The 20115-nt window shown below is 61.8% G+C and carries 16 protein-coding genes and 2 tRNA genes; 13 read left to right on the plus strand and 5 right to left on the minus strand.

Features of this window, described 5'->3' with window-relative positions; translation table 11 throughout:
• Positions 1-34: 34 nt before the first annotated feature.
• Both IC757_RS07535 and serA read right to left on the minus strand, forming a co-directional pair.
• On the minus strand, positions 35-313 hold the full coding sequence (locus IC757_RS07535; protein WP_190976713.1) for a GNAT family N-acetyltransferase: 279 nt from the start codon (positions 311-313) through the stop codon (positions 35-37).
• Positions 314-528: 215 nt separating this feature from the next.
• Positions 529-1764: a phosphoglycerate dehydrogenase gene (gene serA, locus IC757_RS07540; RefSeq protein WP_190976714.1), complete on the minus strand. Its 1236-nt coding sequence runs from the start codon at positions 1762-1764 to the stop codon at positions 529-531.
• Positions 1765-1846: 82 nt separating this feature from the next.
• Between serA and IC757_RS07545 the strand changes: the two genes are divergently transcribed.
• A complete protein-coding gene (locus tag IC757_RS07545) occupies positions 1847-3211 on the plus strand; it encodes an FAD-binding oxidoreductase (RefSeq protein ID WP_190976715.1) in 1365 nt (454 codons plus the stop codon).
• Here the strand turns inward: IC757_RS07545 and IC757_RS07550 are convergent.
• On the minus strand, positions 3201-3629 hold the full coding sequence (locus IC757_RS07550) for an OsmC family protein (protein ID WP_190976716.1): 429 nt from the start codon (positions 3627-3629) through the stop codon (positions 3201-3203). The two genes, IC757_RS07545 and IC757_RS07550, sit on opposite strands and share 11 nt — an antisense overlap.
• 140 nt (positions 3630-3769) lie before the next feature.
• A complete protein-coding gene (katG, locus tag IC757_RS07555; RefSeq protein ID WP_190976717.1) occupies positions 3770-5965 on the minus strand; it encodes a catalase/peroxidase HPI in 2196 nt (731 codons plus the stop codon).
• Between the two features lie 212 nt (positions 5966-6177).
• Between katG and IC757_RS07560 the strand changes: the two genes are divergently transcribed.
• Both IC757_RS07560 and IC757_RS07565 read left to right on the plus strand, forming a co-directional pair.
• On the plus strand, positions 6178-6906 hold the full coding sequence (locus IC757_RS07560) for a DUF3108 domain-containing protein (protein ID WP_190976718.1): 729 nt from the start codon (positions 6178-6180) through the stop codon (positions 6904-6906).
• Positions 6907-7102: 196 nt separating this feature from the next.
• A complete protein-coding gene (locus tag IC757_RS07565) occupies positions 7103-8074 on the plus strand; it encodes a DUF3080 family protein (protein ID WP_190976719.1) in 972 nt (323 codons plus the stop codon).
• Between the two features lie 295 nt (positions 8075-8369).
• Here the strand turns inward: IC757_RS07565 and mfd are convergent, their stop codons facing one another.
• Positions 8370-11792 (minus strand): transcription-repair coupling factor, encoded by a 3423-nt coding sequence (mfd, locus tag IC757_RS07570; RefSeq protein WP_190976720.1) that lies wholly within the window; start codon positions 11790-11792, stop codon positions 8370-8372.
• 123 nt (positions 11793-11915) lie between these two features.
• Here mfd and IC757_RS07575 point away from each other — a divergent pair.
• The 10 genes from IC757_RS07575 to IC757_RS07620 all read left to right on the plus strand — a co-directional run bounded on the left by IC757_RS07575 (position 11916) and on the right by IC757_RS07620 (position 20114).
• Positions 11916-11992 (plus strand) — tRNA-Val (locus IC757_RS07575).
• 721 nt (positions 11993-12713) lie between these two features.
• The gene (gene thrS / locus IC757_RS07580; RefSeq protein ID WP_190976721.1) at positions 12714-14636 is read left to right on the plus strand and encodes a threonine--tRNA ligase; all 1923 of its coding nucleotides are present in this window, start codon (positions 12714-12716) and stop codon (positions 14634-14636) included.
• 36 nt (positions 14637-14672) lie between these two features.
• Positions 14673-15191: a translation initiation factor IF-3 gene (gene infC, locus IC757_RS07585; protein ID WP_190976980.1), complete on the plus strand. Its 519-nt coding sequence runs from the start codon at positions 14673-14675 to the stop codon at positions 15189-15191.
• Between the two features lie 111 nt (positions 15192-15302).
• Positions 15303-15500 carry a 50S ribosomal protein L35 gene (gene rpmI, locus IC757_RS07590; RefSeq protein ID WP_190976722.1) on the plus strand — a complete coding sequence of 66 codons (198 nt, stop codon included), beginning with the start codon at positions 15303-15305 and terminating at the stop codon, positions 15498-15500.
• Positions 15501-15512: 12 nt separating this feature from the next.
• Positions 15513-15869 (plus strand): 50S ribosomal protein L20, encoded by a 357-nt coding sequence (gene rplT, locus IC757_RS07595; RefSeq protein ID WP_190976723.1) that lies wholly within the window; start codon positions 15513-15515, stop codon positions 15867-15869.
• 2 nt (positions 15870-15871) lie between these two features.
• Complete coding sequence (gene pheS / locus IC757_RS07600) at positions 15872-16876, plus strand: phenylalanine--tRNA ligase subunit alpha (RefSeq protein WP_190976724.1); 1005 nt, start codon at positions 15872-15874, stop codon at positions 16874-16876.
• A gap of 24 nt (positions 16877-16900) precedes the next feature.
• Positions 16901-19279, plus strand: a complete 2379-nt coding sequence (gene pheT / locus IC757_RS07605) for a phenylalanine--tRNA ligase subunit beta (protein WP_190976725.1) — start codon at positions 16901-16903, stop codon at positions 19277-19279.
• Between the two features lie 6 nt (positions 19280-19285).
• Positions 19286-19585 carry an integration host factor subunit alpha gene (locus IC757_RS07610; RefSeq protein WP_190976726.1) on the plus strand — a complete coding sequence of 100 codons (300 nt, stop codon included), beginning with the start codon at positions 19286-19288 and terminating at the stop codon, positions 19583-19585.
• Positions 19566-19922, plus strand: coding sequence for a MerR family transcriptional regulator (locus IC757_RS07615; RefSeq protein ID WP_190976727.1), 357 nt, complete (start codon positions 19566-19568; stop codon positions 19920-19922). The genes IC757_RS07610 and IC757_RS07615 overlap by 20 nt, the downstream gene beginning before the upstream one ends.
• Positions 19923-20037: 115 nt before the next feature.
• Positions 20038-20114: transfer RNA gene (locus tag IC757_RS07620), tRNA-Pro, on the plus strand.
• Position 20115 lies beyond the last annotated feature (1 nt).

Here is a 20115-nt window from a genome sequence, read left to right on the forward strand (position 1 = left end):
TCGTGTTCAGTCTTTTACCACTCCAACACAAGTATCACGCCACAAGTTCCGCATATTCTCGGTGGCGATCGATCCAGGTCTTCACGTAGGGGCAGTTGGGCACGACTTTCCAGCCTTGGGCGCGGGCATGGTCCAGGGCGTGGCGGGTGAGTTCGCCGGCAATGCCGCGGCCGCCGACGGCTTTTGGCACCCGGACATGGTTGATGTGGATCACGCCATCGGTCAGTTCGAAACCCAGTTCGCATGGATGGCCGTCAACGATGGTCTGGAAACGGTTCTTGTCGATGTTGAGTTCAATGTCGGGTTGATTCATGGGGTATCTGTATTGAGCGTGTCTGTTGATATTGGCTAACCGCAGATGAACGCGGATTAACGCAGATGAGTACACCTTCAATTTACTAGCGAAACAAGTCTGGCACTACGCAGGCATAAGCCTGGTAGGCCTGGATCAGGCCTTTCATAATCTGCGTTTATCTGCGTTCATCTGCGGTTCCCAAATGATTTCCAGGCCACCTTCCAGGCATTCCATCAGAGCAGGAAGCGGGTGCGGATGGTAGCGGGGATTTTTTCCAGGCCGCGCACCAGTGATGTGGCGTCATCCGTTTCCACGTCCATGACCACGTAGCCGACATCGGGTGTGGTCTGCAGGTACTGGGCGGCGATGTTGATCTCGGCCTCGGAGAACACCGTGTTGATGGCCTGCAGCACACCCGGCTCGTTGTGGTGGATATGCAGGATGCGACGGGCGGTGGCATGGTCGGGCAGGCTGACTTCCGGAAAGTTGACTGCACCCATGGTCGAGCCGTTGTCGGAGTAGCGCACCATCTTGGTGGCGACGTCAAGGGCGATGTTCTCCTGGGCTTCGCGCGTTGAACCGCCGATATGCGGGGTCAGCAGCACGTTGTCCAGCCCGCGCAACTCGCTGACGAACTCTTCATCGCCCCCGGAAGGCTCGACCGGGAACACGTCGATGGCCGCACCGCCGAGGTGGCCGGATTGCATGGCCTCGACCAGGGCGGGGATATCCACGACCTTGCCGCGCGAAGCGTTAATCAGGTGGCTGCCCGGTTTCATGGCTGCCAGTTGAGTACGCCCGATCATGCCCCGGGTCAGCTCGGTGTCGGGGACGTGCAGGCTGACAATGTCTGCCTGGTGCAGCAACTCGACCAGGCTGCCTACCGGTGTGGCATTGCCCAGGGTGAGCTTGTCGGCAATGTCGTGAAAAATCACGTTCATGCCCAGCCCTTCGGCCAGGATGCCGAGTTGCGAACCGATATGACCGAAACCGACAATGCCCAACGTCTTGCCGCGCACTTCGTGCGAGCCCTTTGCTGTCTTCAGCCATTGCCCGCGGTGGGCGGCGGCGTTCTTGGCCGGAATGCCGCGCATCAGCATGATGATCTCGGCCAGCACCAACTCGGCCACTGAGCGGGTGTTGGCATAGGGGGCGTTGAAGACGGGAATGCCTTTCCGACAGGCAGCAGACAGGTCGACCTGGTCGGTGCCGATGCAGAAGCAGCCGATGGCTGTGAGCCGATCGGCCTGCTCAAGCGCGGCAGCATCGATCTGGCTGCGTGAACGAATGCCGAGAAAGTGAACGCCGGCCAGGGCCTCCTTCAGCTCGTCGGGGGGCAGGGCGGTGGATTCCACCCGCAGATTGCTGTATCCGGCCCGCCGCAGGCTGTCCACGGCACGCTCGTGTATGCCTTCGAGCAGCAGAAAGTTGATCTTGTCCTTGGGTAGGGAGTAGGGCTTTTCGCTCATTGTCCGAGCGCGGTCCTCTGGTCATTGGTAAAGTCTGCAAGTTTGGTCACAATCTGCGAATCAATCAAGCGATAATCCAGTCATGAACGCGATTGATGGCATCGAAATACTGACCGACCCGGACAACCTGGACCATTTCGGGCGAGACTGGACCCGTTTCTGGCCTCCACGGCCCGAGGCGATTGCGTTTCCGAAATCGACCGCGGACGTGGTCGAGCTGGTCAAGTGGGCGCGCCGGACCGGGCGTCGACTGGTCCCCAGTGGCGGTCGTACAGGGCTGTCTGGAGGGGCGGTCGCGCCCTATGGCGAGGTGGTGGTCTCGCTTGAAAAAATGCGGGCGTTGATCGAAATCGATACGGTCGATGCCAGTCTTAGCGCCCAGGCCGGGATGCCGGTGGGCGAGGTGCAGCGGCTGGCCGCGGAGCAGGGGCTATGCTACCCGGTTGACTGGGCCGCGGCCGGTTCCAGTCATCTCGGTGGATCGATCGCCACCAATGCCGGCGGCATTCGTGTGCTGCGCTATGGCATGACCCGGGACTGGGTGCGCGGCGTCACGGTGGTGACCGGGTCGGGCGAAGTGCTGGAGCTCAATCGTGGCCTGGTCAAGAACAATACGGGGCTGGATCTGCGTCACTTGATGATCGGCTCGGAAGGGGTGCTGGGCATCATTACCGAAGCGACCGTCGGCCTGACCAGTCCGCCCCCGGAACAGTCCGTACTGCTGTTGGGCTTTACCGGACTGAAGGCGATCATGAGCGCTTTCGCTGATCTGCGCGCGGGTCTGAATCTGTCGGCTTTCGAGTTCTTCGATCAGCGTTCGGTCGACCATGTGGCCGATCGCACGGGGCAGCGTTTTCCACTCGACGAGAGCTGCCCTTTCTATGCTGTGGTGGAGTTCGACGACCCGGGGCAGGGCAGCCAGGAGCAGGCCCTGGCGTTGTTTGAACAGCTGCTCGATGCCGGCCATGTGGCCGATGGCACGATCAGCCAGTCAGGCGCACAGGCCAGCGAACTGTGGCACTGGCGTGAGGCCATCAGTGAATCGATCAGCGAATGCACACCCTACAAGAACGATCTGTCCGTTCGCGTCTCGCGGGTACCTGCATTCCTGGAGGCCCTGGACGGGCTGCTTGGCCGGCACTATCCGGACTTCGAGGTGGTCTGGTTCGGGCACATCGGCGATGGCAACCTGCACATGAATGTACTCAAGCCCCACGATTGGTCAGTGGAAGACTTTCATGATGCGCTTCGCCGGCTGAGCCCGAAGGTGTTCGACCTGGTGCGTCAGTTCGAAGGCAGCGTGTCGGCCGAGCACGGCGTGGGCCTGCTCAAGCGTGATGACCTGCACTACAGCCGCACGGATGCCGAGATCGGACTGATGCGTTGGATCAAGCAGCACTTCGACCCGGACGGCATTCTCAATCCGGGCAAGATGTTCAGGACTTGAGTCTTGCCTTCAGGCTGATACTGGCACCGGCGAGCACCCTGGAGACCGGACATCCCTTGCTTGCTGCTTCGGCATGCTGGTTGAATTCGTCTTCTCCGATTCCCGGCACGACGGCCTCGCAGTCCAGCTCGATGCGCGTGATGGAAGGCCCTTCGTCACCCTTTTCCAGGTGTACCGTCGCCTCGGTTTGCACGGAATCCGGGGTATGGCCGGCGCCTGCCAGAATGTTCGACAATGCCATGGAAAAGCAGCCGGCATGCGCTGCGGCAATCAGTTCTTCGGGGTTGGTGCCCTGGCCTTCCTCGAATCGGGAGCTGAAGGAGTACTGGCCTTTCCAGGCGCCATCCCCCAAGGTCATGGTGCCCTTGCCCGATTTGAGGTCTCCCTGCCACTGTGCGCTTGATTTTCTGGCACTCATTGCATCAATCCTTTTTAGTTGTTGGCCAAGTCCGATAGCCTACGCAATCGATCGCAAAAGAAACGTAAAACCATGGGTCAGACGAAAACCGGCGCCCAGGGGGCGCCGGTTCGTGCTTCTTCTCGGTTTCAGGTCTGCGATCAGTCCAGATCGAAGCGATCCGCGTTCATGACCTTGGTCCAGGCGGCCACGAAGTCGTTGACGAACTTCGACTGGGCGCCATCGGTGGCATAGACCTCGGCCAGCGCCCGCAGTTGCGAGTTGGCGCCGAAGATCAGATCGGCACGCGTGGCGGTCCATTTCTTGTCACCGCTGGAACGGTCCTGGCCTTCGAAGACCTCGGCGTCGTCGCCGATTGGCTTCCACTCCGTGCTCATGTCGAGCAGGTTGACGAAGAAGTCGTTGGTCAGCTTGCCAGGTTGACCGGTCAGCACACCGTGACCGCTGTCGCCGTGCGTGGCGCCCAGGGCTCTCATGCCGCCCACCAGTACGGTCATCTCCGGCGGAGTGAGGCTGAGCATGTGGGCGCGGTCGAGCAGCACCTCCTCGAGCGGACGATCCTTGCCCTCGCCGATGTAATTGCGGAAACCATCTGCCACCGGCTCGAGGTACTCGAAGGATTCGGCGTCGGTCTGCTCGGCAGTAGCATCGGTACGTCCTGGCGAGAACGGTACCTCGATGTCGTGGCCGGCGTCCTTGGCCGCTTTCTCGACCGCGGCAGTGCCGCCGAGCACGATCAGATCGGCCAGCGAGACCTTCTTGTTGCCCGACGCGCTGGCATTGAAGTCGCTTTGAATGCCTTCGAACACCTTGAGGGCGCGGGCAAGCTGCTCGGGCTCGTTGGCCGGCCACTCGTTCTGCGGAGCCAGGCGGATGCGAGCACCGTTGGCGCCTCCGCGCTTGTCGGTGTTGCGGAAGGTGGATGCCGATGCCCAGGCAGTCAGCACGAGCTCGCGCAGCGACAGGCCGGAATCCAGTAGCTTGCGCTTGAGTTCGGCAATATCAGAGCCATCGATCAGTTCATGATCGACTGGCGGCACCGGATCCTGCCAGATCAGGTCCTCGTCCGGCACTTCGGGGCCGATGTAGCGGGACTTGGGTCCGAGGTCGCGATGGATGAGCTTGAACCAGGCCCGTGCAAACGCGTCGGCAAACTCGTCCGGGTTCTTGTGAAAACGCTCGGAGATCTTGCGGTATTCCGGGTCGACCTTCAGCGAAAGGTCGGTGGTCAGCATCATCAGCGGATGCTTTTTCGAGTCATCGTGGGCATCGCGCACGGTGGCATCGGCCGGCTCGCCCTTGGGCTTCCACTGTGACTTGCCGCCAGGCCCCTTGTGCAGTTCCCACTCGTAGCCGAACAGGTTGTCGAAAAAGCTGTTGTCCCACTGAGTCGGCTCCTGGGTCCAGGCGCCTTCCAGGCCACTGGTCGTGGCATCGGGGCCCTTGCCGGTGCCGTGCGGGTTCTTCCAGCCCAGACCCTGCTGCTCGATCGGGGCGCCTTCGGGCTCCGCTTCCAGTTCAGAGTCGGGCACCGCGCCGTGGGCCTTGCCGAAGGTATGACCACCGGCAATCAGCGCCACCGTCTCTTCGTCGTTCATCGCCATGCGCTTGAAGGTCTGGCGAATGAACTTCGCCGCTTCGGCCGGGTCCGGGTTGCCGTCGGGACCTTCCGGGTTGACGTAGATCAGACCCATGTGGTCGGCGGCCAGCGGCCCCTTGAGCGTGCCGTCGGATTCGTGGCGCTCATTGCCCAGCCATTCCGATTCCGGACCCCAGAAGATGTCGCCTTCGGGCTCCCAGGCGTCCTCTCTTCCGGCAGCGAAGCCAAAGGTCTTGAAGCCCATGGACTCCAGGGCGACGTTGCCGGTCAGCACGATCAGGTCGGCCCAGGAAATCTGGTTGCCGTACTTCTGCTTGATCGGCCACAGCAAGCGCACGGCCTTGTCGAGGTTGCCGTTGTCTGGCCAGCTGTTGAGCGGCGCGAAGCGCAGCGTGCCGGCGCCGGCACCGCCACGGCCGTCAAGCAGACGGTAGGTGCCGGCCGCGTGCCAGGCCATGCGGATGAACAGGCCGCCGTAGTGGCCGTAGTCGGCTGGCCACCATTCCTGCGACTCGGTCATTAGGCCTTCCAGGTCCTTCTTCAGGGCCTGATAGTCGAGCTTCTCGAACTCCTCAGCATAGTTGAAATCCTCGCCCAGAGGATCGACCAGCGGTGAATTCTGATTGAGAATCTGCAGCTTGAGCTGGCTGGGCCACCAGTCCGAATTGGACAGACCTCCGGCAGCCGTATGGCGGTACTTTGCCGGTGCATAAGGGCATTGAGTTTTTGCGTCCATTGATCTACTCCTCCGTCAAGCGAAAAACCGGCAGGGCCAAGCCCGCCAGTGTGCGGTTCGATGCATCACACTAACACTGTGCATCTGATTATAAGAACTGCAGCGCAATCCGCAAAATGAATTGTTTGCATGGCGGCAATAGGGCGGAGCTATGGTGGTTTGGGTGGCCGACGGTCTCAGAGATGCAAACGGATCCTGTAGTATTTGCACCCATGAACAGATTGATCATCATTTTGGGGCTGCTGCTGAGCGGTGCCGGACAAGCCGCCGACCTGCAACCGGACAGCTCCGTGGTGGCCACGGGGCAGTTCGACTATCGAACCATCCTGAAAGTTGGGGACACCCGCATGGATATCGACTCGGTTCGTCATATCCGGGTTGCCAGGGCCGCCTCACCACAGATACTCAAGATCAGGACGGTGACGCGGACCGAAATGGGGTCCACCGAAGACCGATTGGAACTCGATTTCGAAACCATGATGCCCATCGAACGCAAGGTGCGCCAGGAGGGTGGGCGGATGCAGGTCAACTACCGCCCGGATCAGGTCACCGGCACCATTCAGGCCGCCGGTCAGATAGTCGCTGTTGACCTGGCGCTGGACGAACCGGCCTATGCCGGCGAATCCGGGCTGGAAGCCCTGCTGACGGCCATGCCGCTGTCGGGTGGAGAGGAATACAAGCTTCGCATTATTGAAATCGATGTCGAGACGGTTGTGCGTACGTTCCGGATTCGTGTTGGAGATCTGGAGTCCGTCGAGGTGCCCGCCGGCCGGTTCGATGCCTGGCCGGTACACTTGAAGTCCACGGATAAATACCGAGACGAGCAGACCATCTGGATCAGCGATGACAGCCCCCGTATCTTTGTTCAGGCCATGGCCCCGGTGCCCGCCGATCTGGGTGATGGATCACTGACCACGGAATTGATCAGCATCGGCAATTGATTCATCGGCAGGGGGTGATGCGGGACCACCCTTGGCACAACCCCGTCCGGACGTTTACGCCGCGGGGCTTGCGGTCGTGGCAGTATGGTGGCCTGGAGTATCGGTCACGTTCTGCGAGGCAGCCATGCGTGCGTTAGCCCTTGTTTTCGTTGCGATCCTGCTTGCGAGCTGCAACCCCTTTTCGCAGCCCGAGTCGATGCTTGACGAGTATAACGAGCGCCTCTCCCGGGTGCTCGATGTCGACTCGGAACTCTCCCCGGTGCCAAGTGCACCGAGGTTGCCTTCGGCTCGTGAGCGCGTGCTCGATATCGATTCGATCAGCATCAGCATGCTTGATTTCCTCGGGCTGTATGGCTGCGAGGTGCAGTACGTGGTGGGCGAGCGCAATTCCACGCTTGGCCGGGTGGCCCACCCGCTTACTGTGCTGGATTACGATCGTCGCTTCATCGTCGCCGCCGAGGAGTGTGCAGAGACCATCGAGCGCAAAGCATTGGGTGAGCAACTAGTCGAAGCCGCCACGCTGAAACGACAGTCACTTGCCGATAGCGCCTGGAACGCCGTCTGGGGCAGTCGCGAGATCGAGAACCACTTCGCCCGTTCGCGTGGTCCGCTGCCTGTCCGGCCCGATCTTCAGCAACTCGGAAGGAGTGCCGAGAATGCAGGCCGGGTAGAGCGAAGTATCCATTCCCTGCTTGATGGCAATCTCGAGGAGGATATCCCAGCGCTTGATCGAGTCTATCAACGCTGGCGCAATGATCCGTCAGCCGGCCAGGCACTGCGCAGCGCCATTCTGGTTACGACCCGACTGAATGACGCCAGCGATCTCATTGAACAACGCCTGGGAGACCGACCCCTTTGCCCGTCCGGTCGCCCCAACCGTGAGGCCGAGATCATGCAGAACATGTTTTCCACGGTCTATGCCGCCGAAGTCCAGCCTTACCTCGCCGATGTGCAGCGGGTACGCCGCGAACTGCTGCCACCGCTTCTGGCGCTGGCCACTCTGGAAAACAGGAGTCCCGGTGACAGCTTCGAACAATACGTAGCGACGGTATTGGACGATAGCAGCGAGCATGGCTACTGGCAGGCTTTTGATCAGGCCATCGCAAGACATACCAGCGCGTGGCAGGACCTGCTCGATCAATGCGGCATGCGACTTGGGGGTTACTAATGCGGTCACTGATCAGCAGACACACAGAGCTTCGGAGCCGGTCACCCGCAGCGCAGGCCCCGTGCCGATTGCGGTTTGCCGAAGGCAAAAAGCACTCGGCACGGGGCCGGCTGCGCGTGTTCCGCTCGCTTGACATAGGTCCACTATGCCTGCGCTCGCGCGCCTTGCCGGTGACCGGCTCCGAAGCTCTGTGTGTCTGCTGATCAGTGACCGCATTAGTAAGCGGGGCAACGCAGGGAATTCGGGCGCCTGACCTCAATAGTCGTAGGCGAAGCTGATCGGGATGGACCACCATTCAGGCCACTGCCCGCTCCCCCGGCGTCAGTCGCTCCAGCAGCTCCTCGGCCATGTGGAAGCGGTCCTCGGGCGATTCGAACTCGCCCTTGACGCGCAGCTTGTCGTTGTCGGGCAGTTCGAAGGTGTGGGATTCCTTCTGGATCATTTTCAACAGCTCGCCCATGTCGATGTCGGGCTTGGACTGGAACTCGACGCGGCCGCCGGCCGGTCCGACTTCCAGGCGCTTCATGCCCAGTTTCCTGGCCCGGAGCCTGAGCTCGGCGGTGGCGAAGAGGTTCTTGACCTCGGGCGGCAGCAGGCCGAAGCGGTCGATCATTTCGACTTGCAGGTCATGCAGCTTCTTGTCGCTGTCGGCCTGGGTGATGCGCTTGTAGAGCACCAGGCGCTGGTGCACGTCGGGCAGGTAGCTGTCCGGAATCATGGCGGTCAGGTGCAAATCGACCTCGCTGGTGATCGACATCGGTTCGTCCAGGTCGGGCTCCTCGCCGTTCTTCAGTGCTTCGACGGCGCGGTTGAGCAGGTCGGAGTAGAGCGAGAAGCCGATCGCCTCGATCTGCCCGGACTGTTCCTCGCCCAGCAGTTCGCCGGCACCGCGGATTTCCAGGTCGTGGTTGGCCAGGGTGAAACCCGCGCCCAGTTCTTCCAGTGACTGGATGGCTTCCAGGCGCTTCTGGGCATCGCGCGTGATGACTTTCCACGGCGGGGTGACCAGGTAGGCATAGGCCAGGTGATGCGAGCGACCGACCCGGCCGCGGAGCTGGTGGAGCTGCGCCAGGCCGAACTTGTCGGCGCGGTTGATGATGATGGTGTTGGCGGTGGGCACGTCGATGCCGTTTTCGATGATGGTCGAGCACACCAGCAGGTTGATGCGGCGCGAGTAGAAATCGCGCATGGTCTTTTCCATTTCGCCCGGTGGCAGCTGGCCGTGGGCCATGCCGATGCGCGCCTCGGGGAACATCTCCTGCAGGTCGGCGACCTGGCGAGCCATGCTGCGCACTTCGTTGTGGAGGTAGTAGACCTGGCCGCCGCGCTGGAACTCGCGGCTGACGGCATCGCGGATGGTGCCGCTGTCCCATTCCGACACAAAGGTACGTACGGCCAGGCGCCGGGCCGGCGGCGTGGCGATGATGGACAGCTCGCGCAGCCCGGCCATGGACATGTTGAGTGTGCGCGGAATGGGCGTGGCGGTAAGCGTGAGCAAATCGACCTCGGCCCGAAGCGCCTTGAGTCGTTCCTTCTGGCGCACGCCGAAGCGCTGTTCCTCGTCGACGATGACCAGGCCCAGATCCCTGAACTTGATGTCCTTCTGCAACAGCTTGTGGGTGCCAATGACAATGTCGACCGTGCCGTCGGTCAGTCCGGTAACGATGTTGGCGGTCTGCTTGCCGGTGCGCGAGAGCAGTCTGACATTCACCGGCCAGTCGGCGAAGCGGTCGGCGAAGTTGCGGTAGTGCTGTTCGGCCAGCAGGGTGGTGGGGGCGAGCATGGCCACCTGCCGGCCCGATTCGGCGACAACGAAGGCCGCGCGCAGGGCGACCTCGGTCTTGCCGAAGCCGACATCGCCGCAGATGACCCGGTCCATGGGTTCCTCGGAAGCCAGGTCGGCGATGACTGCCTCGATGGCGTCGAGCTGGTCCTCGGTTTCCTCGTATTCGAAGCCGGCGGCGAAGCGGGCATACAGGCCGCGATCGACGGGAAAGGCATGACCCCGGCGGGCGGCGCGCCGGGCCTGCAGGTTGAGCAGTTCGGCGGCGGCGTCGCGGACTTTCTCGGCCGCCTTGCGGCGGGTGCGCTGCCACTTTTCCGAGCCCAGGCGGTGCAGGTCGACCATCTCCGGATCGGCGCCGGTGTAGCGGCTGACCAGGTGCAGATCGGTGACCGGCACGTAGAGCTTGTCCTCGTCGGCATATTCCAGGCACAGATACTCGGCGGTGGTGTCGCCCGAATCGAGCACTTCCAGGCCGAGGTAGCAGCCGATGCCATGTTCCAGGTGCACCACCAGGGCGCCGGGCTGGAGATCGGCCAGGCTCTTGACCATGCTTTCCGGGTCCTGGCCGCTGCGTCGTTCGCGCCGGATGGTGCGGGTGTGGCCGGGAAACAGTTCGGCCTCGGTCAGCACGGTGATGCCGCGGTCGGGCAGGCTGACACCCCCGGATACCGGCATGACCGTCAGTGCCAACCTGTCTTCGCCACTCAGAAAGGCCGACCAGGAGTCGAGCAGCTTCGGTTTGAGTCCGGCTGATTTCAGGTTGTCGTGGATCAGCTCGCGGCGGCCGGCGGTATCGGCGGCCACCAGGACGCGTCCGGGCAGTTCAGCGAGTTTCTTCGCGGCCTGGTCGGCCTCGTGGTCGAGGTCCACGGTCGGTGGAGTCTCGATCGCGGCCTTCGCCGCCTGGCGGCGGATGATGCGCACGTCGGCATCGGCCTTCATCACCCCCATCAGTTCTGCGGCGGGCAGAAACAGCTCGTCGGGATTCAGGCAGGGGCGCTCGAGGTCGCCGCGGCGCTGTTCATGACGCTGGTGGATGCGGGTGGCGTAATCGTTGGCCGATTCCTCGACGCCGGCCAGCATGACCAGACGGTGCTCGGCCGGCAGGTAATCGGGCAGGGAGGCAGTGTGTTCGAAAAACAGCGGCAGGTACTGTTCCAGCCCCTGGCTGTGGTGTCCTTCGCCCACCTCGATATAGGGCAGGGCCCGCCGGAGGTCGACATCGAAACGCATGCGGAAGGCGCGCCGGAAGGCCTGGCGGCTGTCCTCGTCGAACGGGTACTCGCGTGCCGGCAGCATGTCGATGCGTTCCAGCTTCTCGGTCGAGCGCTGGCTCTCGGCATCGAAGATGCGGATGGATTCGATCTCGTCGTCGAACAATTCCAGCCGGTAGGGATCGGGCCGGCCCATGGGCCACAGGTCGAGCACCGCCCCGCGCACGGCGAATTGCCCGGGTTGCCAGACCTGCTCGGAAGGTGCATAGCCGGCCGCGTGCAGGGTATCGCGGAAAGAGGCCATGTCGATGCGTTCGCCTACTGCGAGATTCAGGCTCTGGCCCTGCACCCAGGCCACCGGCGGCAGGCGCTGCATGAGCGCGGTCATCGGTGCGATGACGATGCCGTCTGTCATGCCGGGCAGGCGCGCGAGCAGGTCCAGCCGGCGCGAGACCAGATCGGGGTGCGGCGAATACAGGTCGTAGGGCAGGATTTCCCAGTCCGGGAACAGCTCGGCTTTCGGGCCGCCGAACTGGTTGAGATCGTCGCGCAGCCGGCGCGCGGCATAGCCGTCGGGGGCCGCCACCAGCAATGGACCACCCTTGCGCGCGGCATGGGTGGACAGGGCCAGGGCAAGCGCCAGTCCGTCGAGCAGGGGCCAGTCGACCGTTTCACTGGCGGAGCGTGGCGGATTGAGGACGGAGAATGGCGTGGACATGGGCACGGCTGCTATGAGTGGGGCGGCATTCTACCAACCCGCCGCAGAGAGCGGCGTTTGCGCGAATATTTTCAGTTGCCTGATGGTGGATGTTCTGGTAATCTTTCGCGCCTTGATTCGGAAGGGCGATTAGCTCAGTTGGTTAGAGCGCTGTCTTGACATGGCAGAGGTCGCTGGTTCAAATCCAGCATCGCCCACCACCTGAATTCCCCCAGCACTACTGAGAGCCTCCGGATCGGCGCCGGGCGGTGCTCGGAATCCTCATGTACATCTGAGTACACTCCGGTTCCTGCGCTCCGTCCGTCACCGATCCGGAGACTCTCAGCAGCACTGGGAGAAATTCAGGCCCAATGTCTGAATGGGGCGTCCCCGAAATCGACGCACTCGGAAAGCGCTGGGAAAAATTCGACTCCGCATCTCTTATCCTCACAAAAGCGGCACGCCAGTAGCGAAGGCTAGCGCCGGGTAGCGCAGGCGGAAGGCGAGTGCGGTTTTCGCGGAGCGAAAAAAGCGCTTGCATGGAGCCGTTGCGCGTGTAGGCGTGGAGGCTTGGCGGTTTTCCGTAGGAAAGAAGCCGGGCCGGAGTGCCGTTAAACGCGTGCTCGAAATCCTCATGTACCATTAAGGTACACGCGCGACGGCTTCGCTCAGGGGCTTCTTGCCCTGCGGGCGGGCAAGCCGCCCCATCGCTCTCGCCTGCGCTCTGGTTCCTGCGCAGCGTCCGCCACCGAAATCGACGCACTCGGAAAGCGCTGGGAAAAATTCGAGTCCGCATTCCCTGCTGCGTCCGTCACCGAAATCAGCGCCCTCAGCGGCACTGACTAACGCCTTGTCCATCCTGAAACCTGAACGCTGAAACCTTTTCCCGGAACCCACATTTAATCGCCCCCTCAACGTCTGGTGACGCTAAAATAGGCCGTTATGGTTCAGATTACCCTTCCAGACGGTAGCCGCAAGGAGTTTGAGGCTCCGGTGACGGTTCATGAGGTGGCCGAGTCGATCGGGCCGGGGTTGGCGAAAGCCGCGCTGGCCGGTGAGGTCGATGGTCGGTTGGTGGACACCAGTTTTCGCATTGATGGCGACGCCGATTTGCGCATTATTACCGGGCGTGACGAGGAGGGGGTGGAGATTATCCGCCACTCGACCGCGCACCTGATGGCGCAGGCGGTCAAGCGGCTGTTTCCCGAAACCCAGGTCACTATCGGGCCGACGGTCGAGTACGGCTTCTACTATGACTTTGCCCGCGACGAGGCATTTCGCCCTGAGGACCTCGAGAAGATCGAGCAGGAAATGGCGAAGATCGTGGCCGAGGACATTGCTGTCGAGCGCGAGGTCATGGATCGTGACGAAGCCGTCGAGTTCTTCCGCAAGCAGGGTGAGGAGTACAAGGCGAAGATCATTGCCGATATTCCTGCCGGCGAAACCATTTCGCTGTACCGGCAGGGCGATTTCATCGACCTGTGTCGCGGCCCGCACATTCCCTCGACCGGCAAGCTGGGCGCTTTCAAGCTGACCAAGTTGGCCGGTGCCTACTGGCGTGGCGATTCCGACAACGAAATGCTGCAGCGCATCTATGGCACGGCCTGGCCGGACAAGAAGCAGCTCAAGCAGCATCTCAAGCGCCTGGAAGAGGCCGAGAAGCGTGATCACCGCAAGCTCGGCGCGCGCCTGAACCTGTTCCATACCCAGGCCGAGGCACCGGGCATGGTGTTCTGGCATGACAAGGGCTGGCGCATCTACCTGGCAGTGCAGGAGTATGTTCGCGAACGACTGCGCAAGGCCGGTTACGAGGAGATTCACACCCCCTCGATCGTCGACCGCAGCTTGTGGGAGAAGTCCGGCCACTGGGAAAACTTCGGTGATGACATGTTCGTTACCTCGTCGGAAGACCGCGTCTACGCGATCAAGCCGATGAACTGCCCCTGCCATGTGCAGGTGTTCAACCAGGGTCTGAAGAGTTACCGCGATCTGCCGCTGCGCATGGCCGAGTTCGGTTCCTGCCACCGCAACGAGCCTTCAGGAGCCCTGCACGGACTGATGCGAGTGCGGAACTTCGTTCAGGATGATGCCCATATCTTCTGTACCGAGGACCAGATCCGCGACGAGGTGCTCGCGTTCAACGAACTGGTGTTCGACGTCTACAACGACTTCGGCTTCACCGACATCCTGGTCAAGCTTTCGACCCGGCCGGAGAAGCGGGTCGGTTCAGACGAAGTCTGGGACAAGGCCGAGGCCGCCCTGGCCGAGGCGCTCGAAACGGCCGGTATCGAATATGAGCTGCAGCCGGGCGAGGGCGCGTTTTACGGTCCCAAGATCGAATTCTCGCTGACCGACTGCATTGGTCGGGTCTGGCAGTGCGGCACCATGCAGGTGGATTTCTCCATGCCCGGGCGTCTCGGTGCGGCCTATATTGATGAAGATGGCGAGAAGCGCGTGCCCGTTATGCTGCACCGTGCCATTCTCGGCTCGATCGAACGCTTCATCGGCGTGCTGCTCGAGCACTATGAGGGCAACCTGCCGCTGTGGCTCACGCCGGTTCAGGCGGTGGTGATGAATATCACCGACGCCCAGGCCGATTACGTGCGCGAGGTGGCCGGTGAGCTTGAGAATCATGGGTTTAGGGTCGAGAAGGACTTGCGTAACGAGAAGATCGGCTATAAAATCCGCGCCCGCACGCTCGAGAAGATCCCTTATCTTCTGGTGGTTGGTGATCGTGAGGTCGAGAACCGCGAAATCGCCGTGCGCCTCAGAGACGGCACCGATCTTGGCGCGATGAGCATTGACGCGCTGGTCGAGCGAATGTCGAAAGAGGTGGCGCAGCGAGGCCCAATCGCGGATAATTGACGATTCGGCTTGAATATCAGATAAGGAGCAGCACACATCGCAACGGATAAACAGACCCGTCGCAACGAAGACATCAATGCACCCAAAGTGCGCGTGGTGGGTTCGGATGGCGAACAAGTCGGGATTATGGGGATCAGGGATGCATTGACGCAGGCCGAGGCAGAGGGCCTCGATCTGGTCGAGATCGCGCCGCAGGCCGATCCGCCGGTCTGTCGCATCATGGATTGGGGCAAGTTTCGCTTCGAAGAGTCCAAGAAATCGCAGGCGGCGCGCAAGAAGCAGAAGCAGATTCAGGTCAAGGAAGTCAAATTCCGACCGAATACCGACGCACATGACTACGATGTCAAGATGCGCAATCTGCGAAGATTTATCGAGGAAGGCAACAAGGTCAAGGTGACCCTGCGCTTCCGGGGCCGGGAAATGGCCCACCAGGATCTGGGTCGCGACCTGCTCAAGCGGGTAGAAGACGATATGGTCGAAGATGTGGTCGTTGAACAGCGACCGCGTATGGAAGGCCGCCAGATGGTGATGATGTTGTCACCGAAGAAGACGTGAACCAACCCGGGCCGTGTGCTCGGATGACAATTCGCTGGAATGCAGCCGACTGAAAGTTTCTCCGGATGTGCCGGAGAACGCTGCACGAAGGTAAAACAAAGGAGCATTACAATGCCGAAGATGAAGAGCAACCGGGGCGCTGCCAAGCGTTTCCGGGCCACCGGTAGCGGGCGCATCAAGCGCAAGCGCGCCTTTCACAGCCATATCCTCACCAAGAAGGACACCAAGCGCAAGCGTCGCCTGCGTTCGACTGTCCTGGTGTCGAAGTCGGACGAAAAAGCCGTCCGCCAGATGCTGCCGAAGCTGTAAGGGAGAGCGATCATGGCAAGAGTCAAGCGTGGAGTAGTCGCCCGTCGCCGTCACCGTAAGGTGCTCAGCCGGGCCAAGGGTTACTACGGTGCCCGTCGCAAGGTCTTTCGCGTAGCCAAGCAGGCCGTCATCAAGGCGGGTCAGTACAGCTATCGTGACCGCCGCCAGCGCAAGCGCGATTTCCGCAGCCTGTGGATTCAGCGCATCAATGCGGCTGCCCGTGAACACGGCCTGTCCTACAGCCGGTTCATCAACGGTCTCAAGCGTGCCGAGGTCGAGATCGACCGCAAGGTGCTCGCCGACCTGGCCGTCAACGACAAGGCCGCCTTCAAGGCGCTGGCCGAGAAAGCTCAGTCCAGCCTGGGCTGAGCATGAGCCAGGCAACTGCTGAGTCTTTGCTGGATGAAGCGCTCGGCCGCGTGGCCGAGGCGCCTGACGAGCGGACCCTGGACGATGTCCGGGTCCGCTTTCTCGGGAAAAAGGGTGCGCTGACGGCTCAGCTCAAGGAGCTCGGAAAGCTGCCGCCTGAGCAGCGGCGTGAAGCCGGACAGGCCGTCAATCAGGCCAAGCGCCAACTGGAACAGGCCATCCAGGACCGGGCCGAAGCCCTGGCCGGCGAACAACTGAAGCGTCGACTTGAAGCCGAGTCCGTGGATGTGACCCTGCCGGGACGCCGCCACGAAGCCGGTGGAATGCACCCGGTCAGCAGGGCGCTTGACCGCCTGTTGGACATATTCCGGCAGCTTGGGTTCGAGGTCGCCACGGGTCCTGAAGTCGAGGACGACTACCACAACTTCGAAGCCCTGAATTTCCCGCCGCATCACCCGGCCCGGGCGATGCACGATACCTTTTACCTGCCCGATGGGCACCTGCTGAGGACGCACACCTCGCCGGTCCAGATCCGGGTCATGAAGGAGCAGTCGCCGCCGGTTCGCATCGTGGCGCCGGGCCGGGTGTTCCGCTCGGATTCCGATCAGACCCATACTCCCCAGTTTCACCAGGTTGAGGGTCTGCTGGTTGATCGCGATGTCAGCTTCGCCGACCTCAAGGGGCTGTTGTCAGACTTCGTCAACGCCTTTTTTGAAGACGATCTTGAAGTCCGGTTGCGCCCGTCGTATTTTCCGTTTACCGAACCTTCGGCAGAAGTTGATGTTCGTTGGCGCAACGCCGATGGCAGCCCCGGGGACTGGCTCGAGGTGCTGGGCTGCGGCATGGTGCATCCCAACGTCCTGAGCAATTGTGGTGTCGACCCCGAAGTCTATTCCGGATATGCCTTTGGGCTGGGCGTGGAGCGTTTTGCGATGCTGCGTTACCGGGTCGACGACCTGAGGCTGTTTTTCGACAACGACCTGCGTTTTCTGCGTCAATTTCGTTAAGCCGGCAACACCAAGGAGCAAGGCTTGAAGATCAGTTATCGCTGGCTCACCGAGTGGGTCGACACCGATCTGGCCGCCGAGGAGGTGGCTGAACGTTTCACCCTGGCCGGGCTGGAAGTCGATTCGGTCGAGCCGGCTGCTGCCTCCCTTGACGGCGTGGTGGTGGGTGAGATTGCCGCGGTCGAGGCACATCCCGACGCCGACCGTCTGAGCGTGTGCCGGGTACGTGGCGATACCGAGGAGCGCACCATCGTGTGCGGGGCGCCCAATGCCCGGGTGGGTCTCAAGGCTCCCCTGGCCACGCTGGGTACGACCCTGCCGGGTGGAATGAAGATCAAGCCTGCCAAGCTGCGCGGAGTGGCCTCGTCCGGAATGCTGTGCTCGGAGCCGGAACTGGGACTGGGCGAGGAGGCCGGTGGCCTGATGGAGTTGCCTGCCGATGCTCCGGTGGGCACCGCGTTGTCGGAATTTCTCGAGCTGGACGACGTTGTGTTCGAGATCGACCTGACTCCCAACCGGGCCGATTGTCTGTCGGTCCGGGGGCTGGCGCGTGAGCTGGCCGCAATCGCTGATTGCCCGCTGAACGAACCCGAGATCCCCGAGGTTTCGCCTGAAACGCAGAGCCGCATCGCGATCGACTTGCAAGCGCCAGCCGACTGTCCCTGCTATGTCGGTCGTGTGATCGAGGGTATTGATCCGACGGCTGAAACCCCACTGTGGATTCGGGAGAAGCTGCGGCGGGCGGGTATTCGCAGCCTGGGGCCGGTAGTCGATGTCACCAATTTCGTGCTGCTGGAGCTGGGGCAGCCCATGCATGCCTTCGACCTGGATCAGGTTTCTGGTGGCATCCGCGTCCGTCGTGCCCGGTCGGGCGATCAGATTACCCTGCTGGACGGGCAGGAGGTCAGTCCGGACGAAGACATGCTGCTGATTGCCGACCATGACGACCGCCCCCTGGCCATCGGCGGCATCATGGGTGGGCTGGACTCGGCGGTTTCGGATACGACCCGCGATATCCTGCTGGAGTCGGCCTGGTTCAATCCGGCCGTGATCAGTGGTCGTGCCCGGCGCATGGGGTTGTCCACCGAATCGGCGCACCGCTTTGAACGCGGGGTGGATCCGGCCTTGCAGCGCAGGGCGATTGAGCGGGCCACCTCGCTGATCCTGGACATAGCCGGCGGATCGCCAGGGCCGGTGGTCGAGGAATGCGTGGAAGAGCGGGTGCCGGTCAATACAGCGGTCAGGCTGCGACTTGAGCGGGTCAATCGCCTGCTGGGAACCGAGCTCAGGGCTGATGAAGTCGGCAGCATTCTCGGTCGTCTGGGCATGGCGGTCAGGCAGGAGGGCGAAGAATTCCACGTGCAGGCGTCCAGTGCCCGGCGCGACATCGAAATCGAGGCCGACCTGATCGAAGAGGTGGCGCGGATTTACGGCTACGACCAACTGCCGGTGCGACGGCCCGGCGGGCGCCTGACACTGCGGATGTCGCCTGAATCGCGGTTGCCCGAGCGGCAGATGCGCGAGCAGCTGGCCGCTCGCGGCTTTCAGCAGATCATGAGCTGGAGTTTCGTGAGCCTGGATGCCCTGGATGCGTTGGGAATGGCCGCAGGTGCCCAGCCCCTGGCCAACCCCTTGAGTCGTGACATGGGTGTGCTGCGGACCAGCCTGCTGCCCGGCATGCTCGATGTGGCGGGCCGAAACATGCGCCGGCAACACCATCATTTTCGGCTGTTTGAATGCGGTGCTTGCTTTCGCGTGGAAAATGACACGTTTGTCGAGCGTGAACGGCTCGGGCTGCTGATGCTCGGTGCCCAGCGGGGCGAGCATTTCAGTGGACGTGGTCGCGAAGTCGACTTTTACGACCTCAAGGGCGAGATAGAGCACCTTTTGGAGCGTAACTCGGTTGCAGCCACGATCGAATTTCGTCCGGTCAGCCTGCCGTGGCTGCACCCGGGGCAGGCCGCCGAAGTACTGCTCAACGGCCAGTCGGCGGGCTGGATGGGGCAACTGCACCCGGCGCTGCTCGACGACCTTGAGCTCGGTCAGCCACCGTTCGTGGCTGAACTGGATCTGCTGGCCATTTCGCAGCGCGAATTGCCGCTTCACCAGGATACCGGTCGATTTCCCGCGGTTCGCCGCGACCTCGCTCTGGTGGTTCCGGACCGTCATTCGGCCGCCGAAGTGCTGGCGATAATCAAGAAAGAAGCTGACAAATGGCTTGAAAAGGCAGTCATTTTCGATCAATATCGGGGTGAGGGAATCGAAAGCGGTTCCAGAAGCTTGGCTATTGGCTTGATTTTCCGCGATGTTTCGCGCACCCTTGAGGATCGCGAAATCGACAGCGTCATTTCGCGGGTGGTCGCTCGTCTGGAAGAGCACCTTGCTGCCAAATTGAGAGGATGATAGGGGATGTCATTGACAAAAGCCGATCTGGCGGCCTCGTTGTTTGACGAGGTCGGGCTCAACAAGCGGGAAGCAAAAGAGTTTGTTGATGCCTGGTTCGAGTGCATTCGTGAGGCGCTTGAAGACGGGGACAACGTGAAGCTGTCGGGGTTCGGCAATTTCCAGTTGCGCGACAAGAACCAGCGGCCTGGACGTAATCCCAAGACCGGTGAGGAGATACCCATTTCTGCTCGTCGCGTCGTGACTTTCAAGCCGGGGCAGAAACTGCGAGCACGAGTAGAGGCGTATGCTGGATCCAGGGAATAATCAGGAACTGCCACCGATTCCTGCCAAGCGATACTTCACCATCGGTGAAGTCAGCGAGCTTTGTGCCGTCAAGCCTCACGTCTTGCGCTACTGGGAACAGGAGTTTCCGCAGCTCAAGCCGGTCAAGCGTCGAGGTAACCGCCGGTACTACCAGCGCCACGATGTGTTGATGGTGCGACAGATCCGCAGTCTGCTGCATGAGCAGGGGTTTACCATTCAGGGAGCCCGGCAACGCCTCGAGGGCGACAAGGCCCAGAACGACGTGTCCATGAGCCAGCAACTGGTGCGCCAGATGCGCATTGAGCTCGAGGAGGTTTTGCAGGTCCTGCGCCGGTGAGTGGCATACTCCATAAAGATAATGAACCACAGAGACACAGAGCACGAAGCGAACCACCCCGCGGATCGATTTCGCTGTAAAATACCGTTTTTACCCCACGCACAAGTTTTTCGGTCGGAGCGTAGCGCAGCCTGGTAGCGCACCACAATGGGGTTGTGGGGGTCGCGAGTTCGAATCTCGCCGCTCCGACCAT

It is taken from the genome of Wenzhouxiangella sp. AB-CW3, assembly GCF_014725735.1.
Lineage (GTDB): Bacteria > Pseudomonadota > Gammaproteobacteria > Xanthomonadales > Wenzhouxiangellaceae > Wenzhouxiangella.

What these genes read in the sequence shown, in the direction of transcription:
- katG (WP_190976717.1), bottom strand. Translation starts at nt 5,965, where the DNA reads ATGGACGCAAAAACTCAATGCCCTTATGCACCGGCAAAGTACCGCCAT.
- IC757_RS07610 (WP_190976726.1), top strand. Translation starts at nt 19,286, where the DNA reads ATGTCATTGACAAAAGCCGATCTGGCGGCCTCGTTGTTTGACGAGGTC.
- IC757_RS07535 (WP_190976713.1), bottom strand. Translation starts at nt 313, where the DNA reads ATGAATCAACCCGACATTGAACTCAACATCGACAAGAACCGTTTCCAG.
- serA (WP_190976714.1), bottom strand. Translation starts at nt 1,764, where the DNA reads ATGAGCGAAAAGCCCTACTCCCTACCCAAGGACAAGATCAACTTTCTG.
- IC757_RS07565 (WP_190976719.1), top strand. Translation starts at nt 7,103, where the DNA reads ATGCTTGACGAGTATAACGAGCGCCTCTCCCGGGTGCTCGATGTCGAC.
- pheS (WP_190976724.1), top strand. Translation starts at nt 15,872, where the DNA reads ATGAGCCAGGCAACTGCTGAGTCTTTGCTGGATGAAGCGCTCGGCCGC.
- rplT (WP_190976723.1), top strand. Translation starts at nt 15,513, where the DNA reads ATGGCAAGAGTCAAGCGTGGAGTAGTCGCCCGTCGCCGTCACCGTAAG.
- rpmI (WP_190976722.1), top strand. Translation starts at nt 15,303, where the DNA reads ATGCCGAAGATGAAGAGCAACCGGGGCGCTGCCAAGCGTTTCCGGGCC.
- IC757_RS07545 (WP_190976715.1), top strand. Translation starts at nt 1,847, where the DNA reads ATGAACGCGATTGATGGCATCGAAATACTGACCGACCCGGACAACCTG.
- thrS (WP_190976721.1), top strand. Translation starts at nt 12,714, where the DNA reads ATGGTTCAGATTACCCTTCCAGACGGTAGCCGCAAGGAGTTTGAGGCT.
- IC757_RS07550 (WP_190976716.1), bottom strand. Translation starts at nt 3,629, where the DNA reads ATGAGTGCCAGAAAATCAAGCGCACAGTGGCAGGGAGACCTCAAATCG.
- IC757_RS07615 (WP_190976727.1), top strand. Translation starts at nt 19,566, where the DNA reads ATGCTGGATCCAGGGAATAATCAGGAACTGCCACCGATTCCTGCCAAG.
- IC757_RS07560 (WP_190976718.1), top strand. Translation starts at nt 6,178, where the DNA reads ATGAACAGATTGATCATCATTTTGGGGCTGCTGCTGAGCGGTGCCGGA.
- mfd (WP_190976720.1), bottom strand. Translation starts at nt 11,792, where the DNA reads ATGTCCACGCCATTCTCCGTCCTCAATCCGCCACGCTCCGCCAGTGAA.